Below are 20348 nucleotides of genomic sequence, written 5' to 3' on the forward strand. Positions count from 1 at the left end.
AAAATTTATTATAAAACACTTCGGTATTTGGGTCCCCGAAATTTTTTAGTTAGCTGGCAATAAATCGTCAGGGTTAGTGTCCTGGTCTTATAATCCTTCCGGAACTATATATTCCTCGGATTTGGATCGCTTTCTTTTTTCTTTCCTGCTTAAGGAAGTATTAGTGGCCGTTGGCTTGTGTCTTCCGTTATATTCTCTGACAAACTCGCGACGGGCATTCGTGAGAACAACCTGGACTGAAGTTTTTGTAGTTTTCTTAATCGCTTCTACTAATAGTTTATCTGACTTTTGCCAGGTTCTTCCCATTCTTATTGCAATTAATGCCACGTCCAGTTGTTGTAACAATGAAACAGGATAGGTTTGTTCCAACAGCGCAGGAAATTCAATGATAACAACTTCCACGGTCATTATGCTGGCGCTCTTTAATTCAGGAATTACACTGCCAGGAGTTATTGCCTCTATTGGATCGTAGGTCGTTGCTGTATAGTTTTCTTCCAGGCTTTGATCGTGTCCCCGGGGTACCAACACCAGAGTCCGTACTCCGCATTCATCCAATTGCCTGACGATAGCATTGGCAATAAAGCTTTTTCCTTCACCGCTATAACTACTCAGCAAACCGATCAACATAGGCCCTGATCCTGCCGGCTTTTGATTTAAGGAAAGTAATACGTATTTAGCGAGCTGTTTTTCTGCTTTGTCAGCAAGCAACAAAGCTCTTCGGCTATTTCTTAGCTTCAGGCGGGGTAAAACACTGATCACCGGCATGCCGATAATTTCTGTTGCGACTGTTGGATTCTTTAATGACTGATCCAATAAGTAAACACCAATTATAAAGGAAGCTGTCAACAAAAAAGTACCTAAAAAAGCTGCCACAAGTAATAAAGGCAACTTCGTTTGATTCGAAGGAGCATCAGGAAAATTAGGCGGGTCCAATACCTTCATCTGTGAGGAAAAAAGCTCCAGATTCTCCTGCGTCAGCTTACTTTGTTTTAGCCCTTCGGTGTGCGATAAATAATCCTGTTGAGCCAGCTCTATTTCCCTTTTGATCTTGCGGATCTGTGAACCAAGGGGAACCAGTTTATTATATTCGCCTGCAACACCGCTATTTTGACGACGCATAACATCAAGCTGGCTCTTCAGTTGCTGCACCAACATCGTATTTTTAATATACGCATCTACCAAATCCTTAATAGGCACACCCTGTGAAGAATGTGTATTGGTGTAATATGTATCAATAGCTTGTTTTATTTTACCCGACAAATCGTCTGCAGTTTGCCGGAGCTTAGCAATTTTGTTTGTTGTTTCAGCATCTTTATTTCCCAATGATTCAAGGTTTGAAATTTGAACACTAACATCAGACAGTTGATTGCGAAGCCTGATAATCTCCTGGCTTTCAAGATTTGATACTCCTTTTTTCTTCAGATCATTCTCAAGCTCCTTCAGCGTAGCCAGGCTGCCCGAGTATTGCAATTCCAGGTCATTATATTTCTGAATTGAATTTCGTTTTTCATCTGAAGTGGTTGTTACCTGCTGATCATAATCCAAAATATTGTTAGCCTTGTTAAAATCCAATAATCTTTTTTCCGCTGCCTGAAGCCGCGAGTAGGCTTTTTGCGCCGCGGTATCGAAATACCCAATAACCGAAGCAGGCTGTGTTGCAAAAAGTTGTCTTTGCTTTTGAATAAAAATATCATCCAAAAACTTCAGCGTCTGCTGACTTATCGCAGGGTCTCCGGAGCTATATTCAAGCTTTACCATTTCACTTCCCTGCAACTGGTATACAGAAATTCCCGACAACGCATTCATTGAGTAGATGGGATCATCACCATAAATCAACATTGATATTTCGTTGTTGTTACCGGTATTGCAATAGCGGGTTACATTTTCAAGCGTTTCGGAGAAGCCCGCACCCTTCAGTTCATCACGGACGGTAGCCGGAATAAGAAATCGGAGCCTGTCGAAATTTTCATTGCTGATGATAGACGGGTCATAGCCGGGAAGCGTCAGGTGTTGCGCTAATAAACTCAGTGCAATTTCTTTTTTTGTTTCCCGGGACTTGATGATAATTAATAAATCTGAAATGGCCATATCCACTTTCAGTTGTTTATAACCGTCATTATTATCTCCGGAAATACGATAGGTTGATGCAATACCTGTAAAAATGATAGAATCTGAAGTATACACATCCTCTTTCTTGGATAGAAAGAAATATACACCGGATGCAGCCACAAGAGGTATCAACAGGAGTTTAAACCAGTTGCGTTTCAGTAGAAATTTTAATTCGCCTATTGTCATCGCTTATTTCTTATTTATTAAAATACGTGCTGAGTAGCGGCAAAACTGGCATGCCCACTATTTCCTCCAGCAACATTAAATTGGTCTGGTATGTATTTTTTGCTTGCTCTGCCGCCAGCAATGCGGTTGTATAAAGTTGATCGGTCGTCATTTGCTCGCTCACTTGCATGTTCCCTTCCTTGAATTGCTTTTCAGCCATAGTCTTATTAACATACGCAGTTTGAAGTGCATCCTGTGTATGTTGCAACACGACCCTCGATAATTTTACCTGCTGATACAAGGTGATCACTTGCTTCCTTATTTCTTTCTCGCCCTCTTTGAGCTCTGCCTCCGATTGCTGAATCGCCAACTTTTGCTTTTCGACCCGTAACTTTTTACCTCCGAATAATTGTTCAAGATTAATACCGACGCCGACTCCTGCCGTATAGGTCGACCGGATACGACTCCCATCATAAAATACAGGAACAGATTGTCCGTCAGTGTTTGGAAATACAGTATTGATGTTCCCGTAGTTGTAGCCGCCCTGAAGGTTAAAGTCCTTCAGAAATTCTTTTCTTGACAACCGCAGACTATTTTCCGCAGTTTGTTTGCCGGTATTTAAGATCGCCATCTGGGGCGCATTTTTCAAAGCGGCTTCAATGAGAACTGGAAGAATTGCATCGGAAGAATCAAAAAAAGATACTTGCATATTTGCAAGATGGGTGGTTGTGTCCTGGCTAAAACAGAAAGTCAGCGAGAAAGTTAACAGGAATGCCAAAATTGTTTTTTTCATCTAAAGTGTCTTTATAAATTTTATGCGCCATGCGCCGATGTGTGTATATTTTCGGACAAACAAGCATTAGGATCTCCAATATTTTTCATGATCCTGCCTCTGATATGGGCATTCACTTTATCTATTTACCTATTTCCAATAAATCATAATACTGGTGGAGAATAACAATTTGTATCTCCGAAAACCAAAAACAATTTTCAAGACACATTCCGAACGTTACTCTTGGCAAAAAAGATACCAGTTTATACCGCGCCATTTTACAGCAGTTAGTTCATTGATTTGCAAATGCCAATTTTCAAACCTCAATGAAAAATGATTGTACTCTCCGGTCCATTTTTCCAGGTCACATATAATAAAAATATATGCCAAAAAAAACTCACGCATAAATGCTATCAATCTTTGAATCTGACTTTCCTAATGCATTAGTCCTTCCGCGATGTTATATTTGGTTATTGATGCAAAATTTTCACACTAAAAAAAACTGGCATAAAATCCGCGTTCTTTATCGCGCCGGATTTTTTTTATTGCCGGTAAATACTCATTTAGTCATTAGTTATGAAACTAGTCTCCATCATTACTGTCAACTTTAACCAGCCTGGAATCACGGAAGATCTGTTGGATTCAATTTTTTCATTGAATAACTATACTAATGTTGAAATAATCGTTGTGGATAATGGTAGCACTGTCGACCCTGTACCTGGCTGGAAAAAAAAATATCCTTCCGTTCGGTTTATCCGATCTGAAAAAAATACTGGTTTTGCTGGTGGTAATAATCTGGGTCTCAGTCTGGCCAAAGGAGATTATATATTTTTAATCAACAACGATACGGAGGTTACGGAAAACCTTGTCACTGAACTCGTTTCGACCCTGGATAAAAATCCAACTATAGGACTCATTTCTCCAAAGATTCTTTACCATCATTCAGACATCATACAATACGCCGGTTATACTCCTTTAGAATATATCACCGGCAAAAATAAATGCATTGGCCAGTTTGAAACTGATAAAGGTCAATATGACAAAAAAACAGGAAAGACAGGTTATGCCCACGGCGCCGCAATGATGGTAAACCGCCGGGCGATTGAAAAAGCCGGGGTGATGGAAGAAAACTTCTTTCTTTATTATGAAGAATTGGATTGGTCCGAACGGATAAGAAAGCGGGGATTTGAAATTTGGGTAAATCCCCAGGCAGTTATTTATCACAAGGAATCGGTCTCTGTTGGCAAACAATCGCCCTTAAAGGAATACTATATGAACAGAAACAGAATTCTGATAGTAAGAAAACATGCGCCCACACTAGTATACCCGATCTTTATGGCATATTTTTTATGCGTCGTTGTACCGGTTAAGTTGATTCGCTACCTAAAAGCCAAACAAGGCCGTTTAATCCCTCTGCTGGGACAAGCGATATGGTGGAACATGAACAATAAGACGGATAGCCATAACTTTTACTCTCCTTCACACAAGATATTTAAAAAATAAAGTCTGTATAACCCACTTAAGCACCCTGTACAGTTTGATCATATTGAGCCGGATAAAAAAAATTCTTATCCTTTTTCTATAGTTTTCATCCACGCCACCGTATTAACGGGCGAACTGATGGCTGTATGTAGAACCTATTCCTCATCTGAAACCTCGATAATGACAAGGAGTAATAAAAATCTAATACTAAGAAACATTGTTCAGTTCTCTTCGCGCACCACCAACAAACATTTTTTCCCATTTCTGAATTAGTGGAATAACTATTGCCTTGTTTGCAGATCAAAAATATCTTCTTTATGACTCTTATTTTTTGGTCATGCCTCATTATTATCTTCTATACGTATATCGGGTATGGTGTTTTGCTTTATGCATTAGTTAGATTCAGGCGGGTGATAAAAGGTAACCGCTTAATTCCCGATGATGCTGGCAATCTGCCTTCCATGACGGTAATTGTAGCCGCTTATAATGAAGAGGCCATTATTGAAAAAAAAATTCTCAATACAATTTCGCTTGCTTATCCTGCCGGAAAATGCTTCTATATTTTCGTCACTGATGGCTCAGACGACAATACGGCGTCCATCATTTCCCGTTATCCACAAATAAAACTACTGCATGATCCCCGAAGATTGGGAAAAATAAACGCAGTACATCGCGCCATGAAGGAAGTAAATACAGACATTGTTGTATTTACAGACGCGAATACCATTTTAAATAAGGACGCCCTTATTAGTATGGCCAGGCATTATACAAATGTACAGGTGGGGGCCGTGGCCGGTGAAAAGCGGGTGGCTATTACCGAAAATTCAGACGCTACTGCCGGCGAGGGCTTTTATTGGAAATATGAATCATTCCTGAAAAAGCTTGACTCTGAATTACACTCCGTAATGGGAGCAGCCGGTGAGCTTTTTAGTATAAGAACGAAACTTTATCAGCCAGTTAATACAACCGCAATATTGGATGATTTTTTAATTTCGATGATGATCGCAGGAAAAAATTACCGGGTTGTTTATGAGCCGGGTGCTTATGCTTTGGAGAATAGTTCTGCGAATATTAAAGAAGAATTAAAAAGAAAAATTCGTATTGCGGCGGGCGGAATTCAATCGGTCATCTGGCTCCGGAACTTATTAAACCCCCTGGTCTACCCAATCCTTTCCTTTCAGTATATCAGTCATCGTGTCCTGCGCTGGACCATAGCGCCCTTTTGCCTTTTAGCTCTTTTTCTTATAAACATCTATCTTGCTTTTCAAAGAGCAGGAACGATATATGACGTTTTGCTCGTAGCGCAAATCGTCTTTTATACTGCCGCGATCATTGGTTGGCAGTTTGAAAAAAAAGAAATTAAGGTAAAAACCTTTTTTATTCCTTTTTATTTTTGTGTAATGAATTACGCCGTCATAAGAGGCATAGGCCGGTTTTATGCAAAGACCCAAAGTGCTACATGGGAAAAAGCTGAAAGAAAAATCTGATTGGTGACAAAAACTAAGGTGGGTAACATTCGACCTATTATCATTCTTTTAATTACCGATATGCTACACGTCGCTCTTTTGCAAAAGCGCTACCGGCGTACATAACATTATCCAAAGATCATAGATCAAATTTTCATTCCTGGCATACGTGATATCCAGGTTTATTCTCTCGTCAACCGACATTTCAGCTTTGCCTCTTTTCTTAACCTGCCAAAGACCCGTAATACCCGCTGTTGCCGTAAATCGCTCTACGCATTCATTAGTAGTTAAGGACGCGGCTTCGTATAAAGGAAGCGGGCGATTGCCAACAAGCGACATATCCCCCTTTAATACATTGAAAAGCTGGGGAATTTCATCCAGGCTTGTATTACGTAGAAATTTCCCAAACCTGGTAACTCTTGGATCGTTCTGTATCTTATAAAAAACAGGTCCGCTGGCATTATCACCATTGTATTGATTCAGGTGTGCAAGCGTATTAATTTCCCGGTCGGCATTTAAAAACATAGTTCTGAATTTGTGAAAACTGAAAACTTTATACCCTTTGCCGGCCCTGGATGATGTATAAAATACGGGGCCCTTAGATTCTAACTTGATGATCAGAGCAATGATGAGCAACAAGGGCAATAAAAGGATCAGGGCTATGGTCGCAACTGTAATATCAAGCAATCTTTTTAGCAGGAATGAAATACAGCGCCTGGCTGAAAGTCTGCGGGCCCTGTTTTTTAAAGCTCGCAAACGTCTTAGTCTATGGGCTCTTTTGCTGCTTCTCAAAAAGGGAATTATTGCTGCGTAATTAATGTCGTTGGATTGAATATCAAAAACATCATCAAGCATATCAAACCTTCTGATATCCTTTATGCAATTGTCGGTTAATCGGGTGCCGTTATAAACAAGTACGAGTCTTGAAAATTTTTTTCTTCTCAAAAAAGAAAAAAACTTTTTTAATTCTGATCTTTCCAGAGGATAATCGATAAAAATAACATCGTAAAGACATCCTGCAGCCCGGCTGGATTCCGCCAAAATCATTTTTTTTGCATCTCCAAAATCGTAAGCCATATCCCCGGCTTCAAACTGGTGCAACAAAACCTCTTCTGTTGCTATATGGCTACCGATATAAAGAAACCTGAATCTTGCCTTGCCATTTTGCAAATTCCGGGCCGTAAATTTGGAGATCCTTAGCCATTGATCTTTCGGAACCATAGGTTCTGTACGGACGTTTTCTGATATCATATCAATAGGGTTTTGAATTATAACATCTTTAGCATATGTACCGGATTATTTTTGCAAAGAGCCCATAATAATCTTATCGATCTCCTTTTTCAAATCAAGTGGATCGAAAGGCTTATAAAAAACACTCTCTACATTTGCAGGCTTATTACTATCATAGATGTCTTTATGACTGCTGAGAACAATGACAGGGCATTGATATAAAAAACTATCTTTTAAATGCAGTATAAAGTTTAAATTTTGCTCGGTTTGATAGTCGATATCGATTAAAATACACTCAATTTCTCCGGTAGTTTTCAATGAACTCATTGCTTCAACCGTATCCTCGGCCGTTATTACATCGTAGCTGACACATGTAATCGTCTTTAGCAAATAATTCATTGACCGATTGCTGTTAATACTTAACATTTTTCTAGCCATAACCTAACATTCAACGATTTAAAATTCAAGTCATGGCAACCCGCAATCGTGGGACATAAACCACATCAAAAACACTTCACTCAAACCCTCAGGCTTAACAAATGACCAGGCGATTTATCGAATATTGGATATACTGAGCAGTCCGGATTATTACTATTAACATGCAATGGTGTTTGCGCGAAACATTAAACCAATATTTGTGCCATTGAAATATGGTAAGATTTTATATTATAATAGGCGGCGTGTTCGACTCTTTAGTTTTGTGCGAATAGATTTGGCGTTTTACGACACGGATTGCTCCCTTTTTGACCTAAATCATTATTGCCAATAATTAAAATTTCTCCTGACTGTAAATCAATGTTTCCGGTATGATTTTTTAATTGATTATTGCTTGATAAAAATTTCAAACCGATGCCGGGGAGATTTCAAAAAAGTAGACCAACCGAATACTAACGGGGAAATAAATTACAAGACGAATGGAAAAAAAACCCCAACCCTATGCTCCTAAACCGGGCGACCGGGTTAGTATCACATGTTTAAAGCATGTGGATAAAAAGCTTTTATTAATAAAAAATCATACGCCCGCAATTTGCAGGTCTTACGATTAACCTTAATTAATAGTAGTAATGAAAAAAAATAAACAGTGGGATTGGGAAATAAAACCGGCACAGGAAAAGTGGCATGTAGGGATGGCTGAAATAATTCATTACAAAGATCTGCTCCTTCGTTTTACGCAAAGGGATCTATCGGTAAGGTATAAGCAGACTATCATCGGTCCGTTTTGGAATTTTTTACAGCCGTTGATGACCACTTTTGTTTATTTTTTCGTTTTCGGGAAGATTGCAAAAATTTCAACAGATGGTGCCCCCCCCGTTTTATTTTTCCTTGGTGGAACGATTATATGGACATTTTTCTCCGACTGCTTTCAGTCTGTCCAGTCGACTTTTATTAGCAATGCCCATATTTTTTCCAAGGTCTATTTTCCCCGGCTTGTTGTTCCGCTAAGCTCTATTCTCTCACAAACAATCCGGTTTCTTATCCAATTGCTGCTGTTTATTTTGATTTACTTATTCTATTTCTTTTATTTTGAAAACGTTTATCCCAACTGGTACATATTGCTGCTGCCTTTGTTGATGTTATTAACCGCGGGCTTCGCCTTGGGTTTAGGACTGATAGCAAGCGTTTTTGTAGCTAAATACCGCGACCTGGAAAGCCTGACCCAGATATTATTACGCTTATTTATGTTTGCTACTCCGGTCATTTACCCTTTATCTATTATACCTGAAAAATATAAACCCTGGTTTTGGCTAAATCCTCTAACCTGGATACTTGAAACTTTCAGGTCTGCATTTTTGACACGTAAAGAAATTTCATTTATCAATATGACGGTGTGCATGTCAAGTGTTTTGATCGTTTCGCTGATCGGAATGGTGCTATTTAAGAATAGAGAATTAAAGGTCATGGACACCATTTAAATCACTTTTATGAAGGATCTGGTAATTAAAGCAGAGAATATTTCCAAACAGTACCGGTTGGGTGTACTTGATTTTACATCGCTTAAAGATGAATGGAAAATGTGGTGGGCAAAAAGATCCCCCGAAAGAAAGCCTCCGGCGAATACAGGGATTTTAGCTGATGAAAAGATAGCTGAAAAATATATCTGGGCATTGCGAAATATAAGTTTTGAAGTTAAACAGGGAGAGGTACTGGCGATTATTGGGAAAAACGGCGCCGGCAAATCGACCCTGCTAAAAATTATCTCACGCATCAGCCTCCCCACTACGGGCATAATAAAAGGAAAAGGGAGAATTGCCAGCTTACTGGAAGTTGGTACCGGCTTTCACAACGAATTAACCGGCAGAGAAAATATTTTTTTAAACGGACAGATATTGGGAATGAAGAAAAAAGAAGTAGCAGAGAAGTTTGATGAGATTGTGGATTTTTCGGGAATAGAAAAATTTCTTGATACGCCCATAAAAAGATACTCCAGCGGGATGTATGTACGTCTTGCCTTTGCGGTGGCAGCACACCTCGATCCTGAAATATTATTAGTAGATGAGGTATTAGCGGTTGGAGATGCGGAATTTCAGCGAAAATGCCTGGGCAAAATGAAAGACTCTTCAATACAGGACGGAAAGACAATTCTTTTTGTAAGCCATAATATGCAGGCAGTCCGAAATCTCTGCCAGCGGGCTATTTTGCTGGAAGGGGGCCAAATAGTTGATGAAGGAAATCCGGAAAATGTGATTGCCGGCTATATTAACAAAGCAACCCACCAAAGGCTGATCCAGGAATTTAATAATCCGCAGACAGCGCCCGGCAACGAACATATCAGGATAAAAAAAGTACTGCTTACTCCCCGGTATACAAATCATCCGGATATTATGGATATCAGAACGCCGCTGTTGATCAGTTTTGAATTTTGGTACCATGGACACAAAGACATTAATTTAATGTGCGGGGTACACCTGTTCACCATTTCAGGTGAATGCATATTTGATGTATGTTCCCCAAAAAAGGACTTTAAAAATGGGCTCATTAAAGGGGAATGCCTGATACCCGGGAACTTCCTAAATGATGGCTCCTACTATATTTCAATAATATTTGTAAAAGACAGTTCAAGCATGCTGTTCTACTACGAAGAATGCCTGTCCTTTCACCTGGAAGACCATCGGGAAGATATTGCCTGGTATGGCAAATGGATCGGGTATGTGCGACCAAAGTTTGATGTGCAGTTACATCAAAATAAAATTGAGTTCTAAATATGGAAGGTCTTAACCCATATAAAAAAGGTTCGCTGGTATCTGTTATCATACCCTGTTATAATCATGGCCATTATTTACCAGCAGCTATCGAAAGCGTTTTGCAACAAACGCATTCAGCAGTCGAAATTATTGTGGTTGACGACGGCTCAACCGATAATACCAGGCAGGTGGCTCTACGCCATGCACAGGTTAAATATATCTCGCAAAAAAACAAGGGATTGTCCGCCAGCAGGAATACAGGAATAAAAAATTGCTCCGGGGACTGGGTTATTTTTTTAGATGCGGATGACTGGCTATATCCTGATGCAATAGAAACTAATCTTCATTACTTGCGACAAAATGAACAAGCTGCATTTGTATCTGGAAGTTATGACAACGTAGATGAAGCCAAAAATATCATCGCCGAATGTAAAGTGGAAATTACTGCTAACCATTACCAGCATCTTCTACATTACAATTATGTTGGTATGATATCAACTGTATTATACCGCCGTTGGATATTTAATGAGTTTTTGTTTGATGAAACACTCAAAGCTTGCGAGGATTATGATCTTTATTTAAAAATCGCAAGGAAATACCCCGTCATTCATCACACGGAAAAAACTGCCGCATATCGAAAACATTCATCAAATATGTCTTTAGATTTTGACGTAATGTTATCATCTGCATTAAGTGTATTGCAACGGCAAAAAAATTTATTAAAAACAAAAGCCGAAACCGAGGCGTATAAAAGAGGTCAATTATTTTGGAGAAAATATTATGCCATGAAAAGTTACCTGAGGGTCCGTTCAACCAGGAACAAATCGTTTAAAAGGGATCTTACCTTTTTGCTAAAAGCCAGGCCTTATCTCTTTTTAAAATTCATCATTGTACATCCGATCCGTAAGTTGGTCGGCAACAAAATTGGATTTACCCGTTTCGCAAACGAAATAAAGCTATGATCAAGTCCTCCATTAAAAAACTTATTCCGTATTCAATTCTAAAAAGATTGTGCAGGCTAACCCCTTCCAAATTGTTACCGCCTCCGATCAACCATGTTAGATTAGGAGATTTCAACCGCCTGATTCCTTTCAGCAAAGTATTTGGCTATGACAGGGGAGGTCCCCTTGACAGATTCTATATTGAAACTTTCTTGCAAACAGAATCCGCCAGTATAACGGGGAGAATACTTGAAATCGGTGATAATACCTACACCTTATTATATGGAGGTGTGAACGTAACTAAAAGTGACATCTTACATATTGACGAAAAAAATCCTGCAGCTACCATTATTGGTGACATCAGTAATGCGCCCCATATACCGGCCAATACGTTCGATTGTATCATTTTTACCCAGACGCTCCATCTTATTTATGATTTTAAGGAAGCTCTCAGAACCTGTCACCGCATCCTGAAACCCGGCGGTACCCTGCTCCTCACCGTGCCCTATATTACTTCCATCGATCACGGTGAATGGAATGCCACATGGTATTGGGCCTTCACAGACAAAGTATTCCACCCTTTAATGGCCGAAACTTTTCCGGGAAGCCGGACCACGGTACAATCTTTTGGCAATGTATTTACAGCATCTGCATTTTTATATGGAATGGGGTTGCCCGAATTATCAAAAGAAAAACTCGATTATCATGATCCCCATTTCCAGGTAATTATTACGGTAAAAACAGTTAAAAAGCCAGACTGATGTTCAATATAAAACAAAGGATAAAGCATATTGTTAAACGCGAGGCCATTATTCTAATGTACCACCGCATTGCCAATCCTGTCATTGATCCCTGGCAATTGTCTGTTAGCGCAAACAATTTTGAACAGCACTTAAAGCTATTGAAAAGCAAAAATATCGTCAAGCCCCTGCCACAGATTATCGGGGAGATGAAAAAAAAGAAGTTTAGCAAAAGATATATTGCCATAACTTTTGACGACGGGTATGCTGATAATTATTTTACCGCTAAGCCTCTTCTAGAGAAATATGAGCTTCCAGCCACTTTTTTTATTACCTCAAAAGGTATTGATTCAACCAGTGAATTTTGGTGGGATGAACTAGCCCATATGCTGTTGCAAAGACAAGAACTTCCTCCAACTTTATCATTAGACATAAATAGTCACCCGTTTTCTTATGACCTTGCCGATGAAACCTCGTTAACAGACGAACTACTGGACAGGCATAAAAATTATATTTACTACAACCCTGCTGAAACTTCACGCTCCAAACTTTATTTTAAGCTTTGGAAATATTTTAGCCTGATACCTGACCGGGAACAAATTAAATTAATCGAACAGGTAAGAAAATGGGCGGGCGTCGACACCAATCTCCAGCCGGCATATCGCTGCTTGTCTTCCGAACAGATAAGAGAATTATCAGCCCACCAATTGTTTAATGTGGGGGGACACACAGTGTCACACCCGATGCTACCTTATTACAATGAAGGCATACAGCACAAAGAGGTTTTAGAGAACAAACTTCTCCTTGAACAAATCACAGGAAAAAAAATAGACCTGTTTGCATACCCATCCGGAAAATTTAATGACTTAACCATCAAAATATTGAAACAATTGGGCTTTGAAGCAGCTTTTACGACAAATGCAAAAACAGTGAAGAAGTACGCTGACCCCTTTACACTTGGCAGATTTCAAGTCAATAATTGTAGCGGGAACCAGTTGCGGCAACTACTTATAAAATGGTCCAATTACTAATCGCCAATAAAAACCGCAGTCATGAGTGCCATTACGCCAAAAATTTCTATTATCACTTGCTTTCTAAATACAGAGCTGTATATCCGGGAAACGATAGAGAGTGTTTTAAAACAGGATTACGACAACTGGGAGTTGGTGCTTATTGATGACGGATCCTTTGATAACAGCACGAGCATCGCAAGAGCATTTGCAGCTGAATACCCTGGCAAAATTATTTACCTGGAACATGAAGATCATGCGACCAGGGGGGCAAGTAAAAGTAGAAACCTCGGCATAAAGAAAGCAAGCGGCACGCTAATCGCTTTCCTGGACGCAGATGATCTATGGTTCCCTGATATGTTGTCCAGCCTGTTAAATATAATGCAGCAGCATCCGGCAACCATGATCTGTGAAGCCTCAGAATATTGGTACGATTGGAATGATAGCGGCCGTAAAAATGAAATTGTCACTATCGGCGCAGAGCAGGACAAATTGTATTTGCCGCCGCAACTGGCACTGACCCTATATCCATTGAACAAAGGAGCGGCCCCTTGCATTTGCGGGATGCTTGTTCAAAAAGAAATAATAAATAAACATGGTGCTTTTGATGAATCATTCACCGGCATGTACGATGATCAGTCTTTCCTGATTAAATTCTATTTGCATGAACCAGTTTACATCTCTTCCAGTTGCAAAAACAGGTACCGGCAACGGCCCGGCTCCTTAGTACATTCATCTCACGAGAAGGGTGAATATATACGAGACAGGAAATACTTTCTTGTCTGGTTAAAATACTACCTTAAAAATAATAAGATTCACTATCCTGAAGTCAACTTTCTTTTGCAAAAGGCCTTGTTACCTTTTAGCCCGACGTGGTTTGTCCGTCACGTCTTGCTATCCCGGGTTAAAAGAATGTTACGAAAGGCTTTATCAATCAATAAATAAATTTCCTGTATGGCACAGCCATCCGTAACTGTTTTAATGCCGGTTTATAATGCAGAAAGGTTTTTATCAGAAGCGATTGACAGCATACTAAATCAAACTTTTGCGGACTTTGAATTTCTTATACTTGATGATGGTTCTACCGACAGCAGTGTAAAAATTATAAACTCCTATTGTGATCAGCGTATAGTACTTGTACAAAACGAAACAAACCTGGGCATCACCGCTTCTCTAAATAAAGGTATCAATTTAGCCAGGGCCGGACTGATAGCAAGAATGGATGCAGATGACATTAGTTACCCTGATCGTTTACAGAAACAATACACCTACTTAAACGAACATCCTGACTGTGCATTGGTTTCTACATTGGCCCGGGTAATAACAGAAGACAAGCAAACTGTGTATATTGATAAAACTGATAGTAATTACTTTTACTACAATCTCACCTTCTGTTCTCCTATTTATCACCCAAGTGTGATGTACCGGAAAACAGCCGTGCAGGACGTTGGTATGTATACCGTGCCGTACTCGGAAGATTTTGAATTGTTCTGGCTCCTGTCCCGCAGGTATAAGATCTATAATTTACCCGAAGTATTGCTTGATTACAGGAACAATCCGCAAAGCCTTCACCAGGTAACCAAAAGAAAGGAATATACTGAAGCGGCCTTCCAGCAAACGACCAGGAATTTACGTTTTTATGCCGGAGAAAATTATTCAATTGCAAAAGACTATGTGAATTGCTTTCAATACGATATTGAGCCGCTATTAAAACAAAGAAAAATTGGACGCATAGTAAAATGCTTTCGGGAGCTTGAATTTATTACCGAACGGATCATCGGCACTGAAAATGTTAACAGGGATATAAAGAACATCCGGAAAGCAGCTTTGTATAAACGAAGATTCACGCTGACGCTGATACTCAAACAACTTCCACGAAGCAAATCCGCGCTATTATTGTTAAGACTGTGGGAGCTCTCGATGTTGCTGAACCACGTAAAATATTTTTTAAAAAGAAAAATTCGTTTTTAATGTTGTGGCATAGGCTGTCAAGGCAAAATATTACAATGAAAATTACCAGCCATGGTTAGAACGCCAACTTCTCCACCGGTAATACCTGCGCTTCCGGCCGGGATTAAAAAACCATTATGGTCTGTAATGATACCAACCTTTAATTGTTCTTATTATCTGCGGGACACCCTCATAAGTGTTTTAGCCCAGGATCCTGGAGCTGAAAAAATGCAGATAGAAGTAATTGATGATTGCAGCACAGATGAAGATGTAGCCGCACTCGTTCAGGAAATTGGAAAAGGAAGAGTAGGCTTCTTCAGGCAAGAAAAAAATGTGGGAAGTTTAAGAAATTTTGAAACCTGTTTAAACAGATCCAAAGGAGTGTTGATCCATTTGTTGCATGGCGATGATTTGGTAAAACCCGGCTTTTATCTTGAAATTGAAAATTTATTCAATCAATATCCGCAGGCAGGCGCTGCATTTACGGCCGTTTCATATATTGATAAAAATGGAAAGCAATGGTTCGATCATAAAAAGGTTTCAGAAAAACCGGGCATTATTGACAACTGGCTATACAAAATTGCCCAGGTGCAATGGGTAGAGCCGCCGGCAATGGTGGTAAAAAGAAGTGTATATGAACAGCTGGGGAGTTTTTTTGCTGTTCATTATGGCGAAGATTGGGAAATGTGGATACGTATCGCCGCACATTTTCCTGTTGTCTTTTCTCCCAACTATCTTGCACTGTATAGAAAACACCCGGCCAATATCAGCGCAGGGTCGCTTTTATCACGGCAGGATATAAAAGACGTTCGGAAAGTGATTGATATAGTTCAACAATATCTTCCACAAGATCAACGGAAGAGATTAAGAAAATCAGCCATAAAAAACTTTTCCATTTACTTCGCGAAAATATCCGATCAAATCTTTCATGACTATAATGATCCCAAAGCAGCGCTATCCCATGCAAAAGATGCACTCAAAATGCAGGTAAATAAGACCACTATCTTTTCTATAATTAAATTATATATCAAATATTACATTGGCTGGAAACGAAAAAGCAGAACCAGGATCGGCTTAAAATAAAAAAATAAATACACCACATTATAGCAATCCTAGGCAGATAGGTACTTAAATAGGTCGAAAAGCGCAGGCAAACCATCTTCCGGACAAAGCTGGCAAATATAACCGGCGATGTATCCAAATTTGCAGGCCGCAATAAGGGCAGGATAGGTTGGTATAATTATCTGGCCTACATGCCATCGGTGACAAACGAAGTAGGTTTCATGCTACATACTTTTTCGGAAGGGATTATTTGAATATCCGGTTTGACGATATTGTATTCATTGCATAAGTTTAGTCACCCCACGACAAGAACTGCCGACCAATATTTGCTTTTATCCGAGGCTTCCAAAATATTCCGAACTGATCGCGGAGATGATGAAGGCACCAGTACGGAATGGTTTGGTTCCCGGGTACAGGGATGCACAGATAAATTTAATGACGATAATATTCAAATACAATTGAGGTCCAATGGAACGTACCGTGTTTATTATTTGATTGCAGAAAGTGTTTGTAATTAAGATATATTTATGCCTATAAATTTATCGTCAGCGAAAAGCCGAAATTATTTTTTGAAATTTGGCATGAATAAATAACTAAAGTAGTGAGTAATTCATGAGTAAGTACACTCGGGCTTCTTCACAATATTGATTTTCAAAAGATTTTGAGAAAGATTCGAATTCCTCTCTCTCCGCTTTCTTTAATTAGTTGTAATAGTAGATAAATAAAGAAACCTGCAAAATCAATCTTTGCAGGTTTCTTTATTTTATTAATTACCCTGTATTTACTCCTCCTGATCATGATAAGCACATAAATCTATCAAGGCTTGCCATCCATGTATTGCTTACTGATTTTCAGGAATAAGGACTTTGATTCAAAATGACCCAATACAAACCGAGGTCGGCCACCGCCTTTGTAAATGTTTCAAAATTCACCGGCTTGACAATGTAGCTATTTACACCCAGCTTGTAACTTTCAATCACATCTCTTTCTTCCTTTGATGAAGTAAGAACAACCACCGGAATCTTCTTTGTTTCTTCATCTGATTTTAACTGCCTGAGTATTTCAAGGCCATCTACTTTGGGCAGCTTCAAATCAAGAATGATAAGTTTGGGATGTGGCGAGTTTTGCCTGTTGGCATATACACCTCTTGAAAAAATAAAATCCAAAGCTTCCTCTCCATCGTCAATATGCTTCACTGTATTGGCGAGGTTATGCTTTTGCAGGCTCCATATAGTTAGCTCCGCTTCGTAGTGATTGTCTTCTATAAAAAGAATCTCGATCAGATCGTATTCTGCCATACCGTTACTGGTTTTCAATGTTTATCAGCCAAAAGAGGCAGGCCGAAAAAAAAGGTAGCGCCTTTATCTACTTCTGCTTCGGCCCATACCCGTCCGCCGTGCCGGCTAATGATCTGTTGTACCAATGCAAGGCCTACACCGGTACCTTCAAATTCGTTCATTTTATGCAGCCGCTGAAACACGCCGAATAGTTTATCAGCATATTTCATATTAAATCCCACCCCATTGTCTTTTATCCTATAAATAATTTCATTGTCGGTCTTCCTGGAACTGATCTCAATAGACGGCTTCTCCCTGCCACCTGCATATTTAATAGCGTTGGAAATAAGATTTACCCAAACCTGGCGCAGCAGGCTGCCGTCAGCATCAGCAGGTTCGAGTTCTGCTGTTTCTACATGATAGTGTTTTGTTGTCTGCGAGAGCTGTTCGGTTAGTACCGATGCCACCATTTTGTTCATGTCAATGGGGTGCACAACCAGTTCTTTCCGTCCCAGCCGCGAAAGATTCAACAGGTCGTCAATCAACTGGCCCATCTTACGTACATTTTCTGTAATAATGCCGAACATCCTTTTTCCTTCTTCATCCACCTTATTGCTATAGTCACCTACCAACATGCCGGTATAACCATCAATGATCCGGAGCGGTGCCCGCAGATCATGTGAGACAGAATAGGAGAAACTTTCCAATTCCTTGTTTACCTTTTCAAGTTGCTGCGTTTGTTTTTGCAAGGCCGCCTCTGTAAGTTTTAATGAAGTGATATCTCTTCCTTCGGCCACGATATAGTCCACTGTTTCATCAGCCGCCAGTATAGGAATCAAACTAAAGTTAATGGTGAGTTCTGTTCCAAATACAAAAACGGTTTCATCATAGTTAATGGGAGTTCCGGCACATGCTTTTGCAAAAGCATCTGTTACCCGGCGCTGCACTGCTGCATCGTAGGCCCACCAATTTCCTTCCAGGAAATTGGTCTGCAGCAATTCCTCCATGGATAAACCCGTCGCCATTAAAGCTGTTTTATTTACCATCAGTAACGTTCCGTCTTTGGCCACTTTGGCGCAGAGTGTTGACATGCTGTCTATAAAATCCTGGATGTCCTGGCGCTGCCGTTGGATGATAGCTTCGCTTTTTTTACGGTCGGTGATGTCGCGGATAGCCGCAGACACCAGCATTCCTTCCGTAGTAGCAAGTGGTGAAAGACTGATCTCGACCGGAAACTGGCTGCCGTCTTTGCGCACAGCATACAATTCCAGTCCCACTCCCATGGCTCTTACTCTTGGTTCATTATAATAATCGGCACGATGTCCCTCGTGCCTGTGTCGAAGATGATTGGGAATCAGCATTTCAACGGGCTGGTTTATCAATTCATTTTTATTGTAGCCAAAAAGAATTTCTGTTTGCTGATTCACCAATACTATTTCCCCTTTTTTACCGGCAATGATCATCGCGTCCGGCGCCGACTCCAGCAACCCCCTGAATTTTTCTTCTGCTTTTTGCCGCTCCTGTATTTCGCCCAACAATTTTTTATTGATCTCCTGTATTTCCTGTGCCCGCTTGTAAATCTCTGTCTCCATTTCTTCCAGTTGCCGCTTCATTGTCTCGCTCTGTTGTTGCTGCCGGCTTTCGTTTCTTTTCAACCTGACAAATTCCGTTACATCTTCTACCCGGTGAATGATATAGACGAGTTCATTTTTATCATTGAACACCGGTTTATTCAGCGGGCTCCAAAACCGTTCTTCAAAACTGCCATCGGGCCTGCGTATATCATACTTCTGCACAGCCATGGTATGGGCCTCACGGTTTTGTAGTACATAGTTCAGCGATGCACGAAGATTCGAGACACCTGTAGCAGCAGGGTCATCTGGATTGTCGGGAAATACATCAAACAAATTCCGACCGAGTATCTCCCCTCTTTTCGTCATGGTAGCCTGCAGATATGCATCGGATGCCGCAAGAATGCTAAGATCAGGCAGCAGGACAAGATATAAGCCAGGTGCAGATTCAAAAAGCCATTGAAAATTGGCGCCAGCCGGCGATTGCATGTAATTATAAATTAATAAGGGTTAAAAAGGCTCCTTTCAACACGTATACCACCACAGTTTTACATGGATATTTTAATGCAGCAACGAAACAGGCCTTTCCTCTAAGATAAACAAGCTTGAGTTAGCTATATACCAGTTGATTACCGGCATTCATTAAAGATCGGGAAAAATTATTGACGGCAAACCAAACAACTCAACAAAAAACATAAGTGTTTATACTATTTGTTTCTTTATCTCTCACTCTCTGATCAATGGATTTGCCAGCTTGGTGTGAGGTCATATTTTGGGCAATAGCATTGAGGTTGAAGTAAAGAATAGAATTATTAAAGTTATCTTTTTTATTGTTTAATTGCTTTTGCAAATCATTTTAAATAAAAACATCAAGGGGCTTTAAGCTTTGGCTTTCGTTATTATTTATCTTATTGGTGGGCCCGGGAATAAAATGGATACCACTTGCAAGTATCAATATCAAAGCCATTATTCCCGCAACAATCATAACTACTTTCACAATAATTGTAGGCTCAAACCAACGATTTCGCAAAAGGAAAATTGACATAAGAAGTACAAATAAAGAGCTATAAAGGAAGACCGTACTACACCATTGTCGAATTATGACGGCCTTTTTAAGCCCTTTATATTCCTGTTGTGTTAAGCTTCTCTTCTCAATCAATCTGGCTTTACCCCTACAATCTTATGCGATAGAGGATATCTCATAGACCATACCACCATCATACCTATGTAAAGGACTATAAAAATTATGTATATATATATATATATATTTAATCATTGTTATTCCAGTATTTGTAGTTCCATTTGTATAAGTAGCTCCTGGTAATGGCATTGCTAATGAGTAACTTTATGTCCTATCCCTTGCATTCTCCCACAGCCTTGGGTTCGTATTC

16 protein-coding genes are annotated in these 20348 nt (G+C 39.8%); 10 read left to right on the forward strand and 6 right to left on the reverse strand.

All coding sequences use genetic code 11. The features are described from left to right. Positions 1-87 precede the first annotated feature (87 nt). Both ACFEL9_RS00985 and ACFEL9_RS00990 read right to left on the reverse strand, forming a co-directional pair. Positions 88-2295 (reverse strand): GumC family protein, encoded by a 2208-nt coding sequence (locus tag ACFEL9_RS00985; RefSeq protein WP_385885318.1) that lies wholly within the window; start codon positions 2293-2295, stop codon positions 88-90. 10 nt (positions 2296-2305) lie between these two features. After that, a complete protein-coding gene (locus ACFEL9_RS00990) occupies positions 2306-3067 on the reverse strand; it encodes a TolC family protein (RefSeq protein ID WP_385885320.1) in 762 nt (253 codons plus the stop codon). 555 nt (positions 3068-3622) lie between these two features. Here ACFEL9_RS00990 and ACFEL9_RS00995 point away from each other — a divergent pair. Together ACFEL9_RS00995 and ACFEL9_RS01000 are read left to right on the forward strand one after the other, a co-directional pair. Further along, positions 3623-4549 carry a glycosyltransferase family 2 protein gene (locus ACFEL9_RS00995; protein WP_385885322.1) on the forward strand — a complete coding sequence of 309 codons (927 nt, stop codon included), beginning with the start codon at positions 3623-3625 and terminating at the stop codon, positions 4547-4549. 296 nt (positions 4550-4845) lie between these two features. Further along, positions 4846-6015: a glycosyltransferase family 2 protein gene (locus tag ACFEL9_RS01000; RefSeq protein WP_385885324.1), complete on the forward strand. Its 1170-nt coding sequence runs from the start codon at positions 4846-4848 to the stop codon at positions 6013-6015. A gap of 63 nt (positions 6016-6078) precedes the next feature. On the opposite strand, the gene ACFEL9_RS01005 is transcribed toward ACFEL9_RS01000, so the two are convergent. Together ACFEL9_RS01005 and ACFEL9_RS01010 are read right to left on the reverse strand one after the other, a co-directional pair. Beyond that, positions 6079-7245 (reverse strand): sugar transferase, encoded by a 1167-nt coding sequence (locus ACFEL9_RS01005; RefSeq protein WP_385885325.1) that lies wholly within the window; start codon positions 7243-7245, stop codon positions 6079-6081. Between the two features lie 45 nt (positions 7246-7290). Further along, entirely contained in the window at positions 7291-7623 is a 333-nt protein-coding gene (locus ACFEL9_RS01010) for a hypothetical protein (RefSeq protein ID WP_385885327.1), read from the reverse strand. A gap of 665 nt (positions 7624-8288) precedes the next feature. Between ACFEL9_RS01010 and ACFEL9_RS01015 the strand changes: the two genes are divergently transcribed. The 8 genes from ACFEL9_RS01015 to ACFEL9_RS01050 are packed head-to-tail and all read left to right on the forward strand — an operon-like array spanning position 8289 to position 16130. Continuing rightward, the gene (locus ACFEL9_RS01015) at positions 8289-9137 is read left to right on the forward strand and encodes an ABC transporter permease (RefSeq protein WP_385885329.1); all 849 of its coding nucleotides are present in this window, start codon (positions 8289-8291) and stop codon (positions 9135-9137) included. 9 nt (positions 9138-9146) lie between these two features. After that, positions 9147-10424, forward strand: a complete 1278-nt coding sequence (locus ACFEL9_RS01020) for an ABC transporter ATP-binding protein (RefSeq protein ID WP_385885331.1) — start codon at positions 9147-9149, stop codon at positions 10422-10424. Positions 10425-10426: 2 nt separating this feature from the next. Beyond that, positions 10427-11368 carry a glycosyltransferase family 2 protein gene (locus ACFEL9_RS01025; protein ID WP_385885333.1) on the forward strand — a complete coding sequence of 314 codons (942 nt, stop codon included), beginning with the start codon at positions 10427-10429 and terminating at the stop codon, positions 11366-11368. Next, positions 11365-12108 (forward strand): methyltransferase domain-containing protein, encoded by a 744-nt coding sequence (locus ACFEL9_RS01030; RefSeq protein WP_385885335.1) that lies wholly within the window; start codon positions 11365-11367, stop codon positions 12106-12108. Before ACFEL9_RS01025 ends, ACFEL9_RS01030 begins: the two co-directional genes overlap by 4 nt. Then, on the forward strand, positions 12108-13118 hold the full coding sequence (locus tag ACFEL9_RS01035) for a polysaccharide deacetylase family protein (protein WP_385885337.1): 1011 nt from the start codon (positions 12108-12110) through the stop codon (positions 13116-13118). The genes ACFEL9_RS01030 and ACFEL9_RS01035 overlap by 1 nt, the downstream gene beginning before the upstream one ends. Positions 13119-13139: 21 nt before the next feature. Next, on the forward strand, positions 13140-14042 hold the full coding sequence (locus tag ACFEL9_RS01040; RefSeq protein ID WP_385885339.1) for a glycosyltransferase family 2 protein: 903 nt from the start codon (positions 13140-13142) through the stop codon (positions 14040-14042). Between the two features lie 9 nt (positions 14043-14051). Further along, the gene (locus tag ACFEL9_RS01045; protein ID WP_385885341.1) at positions 14052-15068 is read left to right on the forward strand and encodes a glycosyltransferase family 2 protein; all 1017 of its coding nucleotides are present in this window, start codon (positions 14052-14054) and stop codon (positions 15066-15068) included. Between the two features lie 51 nt (positions 15069-15119). After that, positions 15120-16130 carry a glycosyltransferase family 2 protein gene (locus tag ACFEL9_RS01050; protein ID WP_385885343.1) on the forward strand — a complete coding sequence of 337 codons (1011 nt, stop codon included), beginning with the start codon at positions 15120-15122 and terminating at the stop codon, positions 16128-16130. Positions 16131-16960: 830 nt separating this feature from the next. Here the strand turns inward: ACFEL9_RS01050 and ACFEL9_RS01055 are convergent. Continuing rightward, entirely contained in the window at positions 16961-17407 is a 447-nt protein-coding gene (locus tag ACFEL9_RS01055) for a response regulator (protein ID WP_385885345.1), read from the reverse strand. Positions 17408-17421: 14 nt separating this feature from the next. After that, on the reverse strand, positions 17422-19446 hold the full coding sequence (locus ACFEL9_RS01060) for a PAS domain-containing sensor histidine kinase (protein ID WP_385885347.1): 2025 nt from the start codon (positions 19444-19446) through the stop codon (positions 17422-17424). Positions 19447-20348: the final 902 nt, after the last annotated feature.

The organism is Terrimonas alba, from assembly GCF_042434975.1.
Taxonomy (GTDB): domain Bacteria; phylum Bacteroidota; class Bacteroidia; order Chitinophagales; family Chitinophagaceae; genus Terrimonas_B; species Terrimonas_B alba.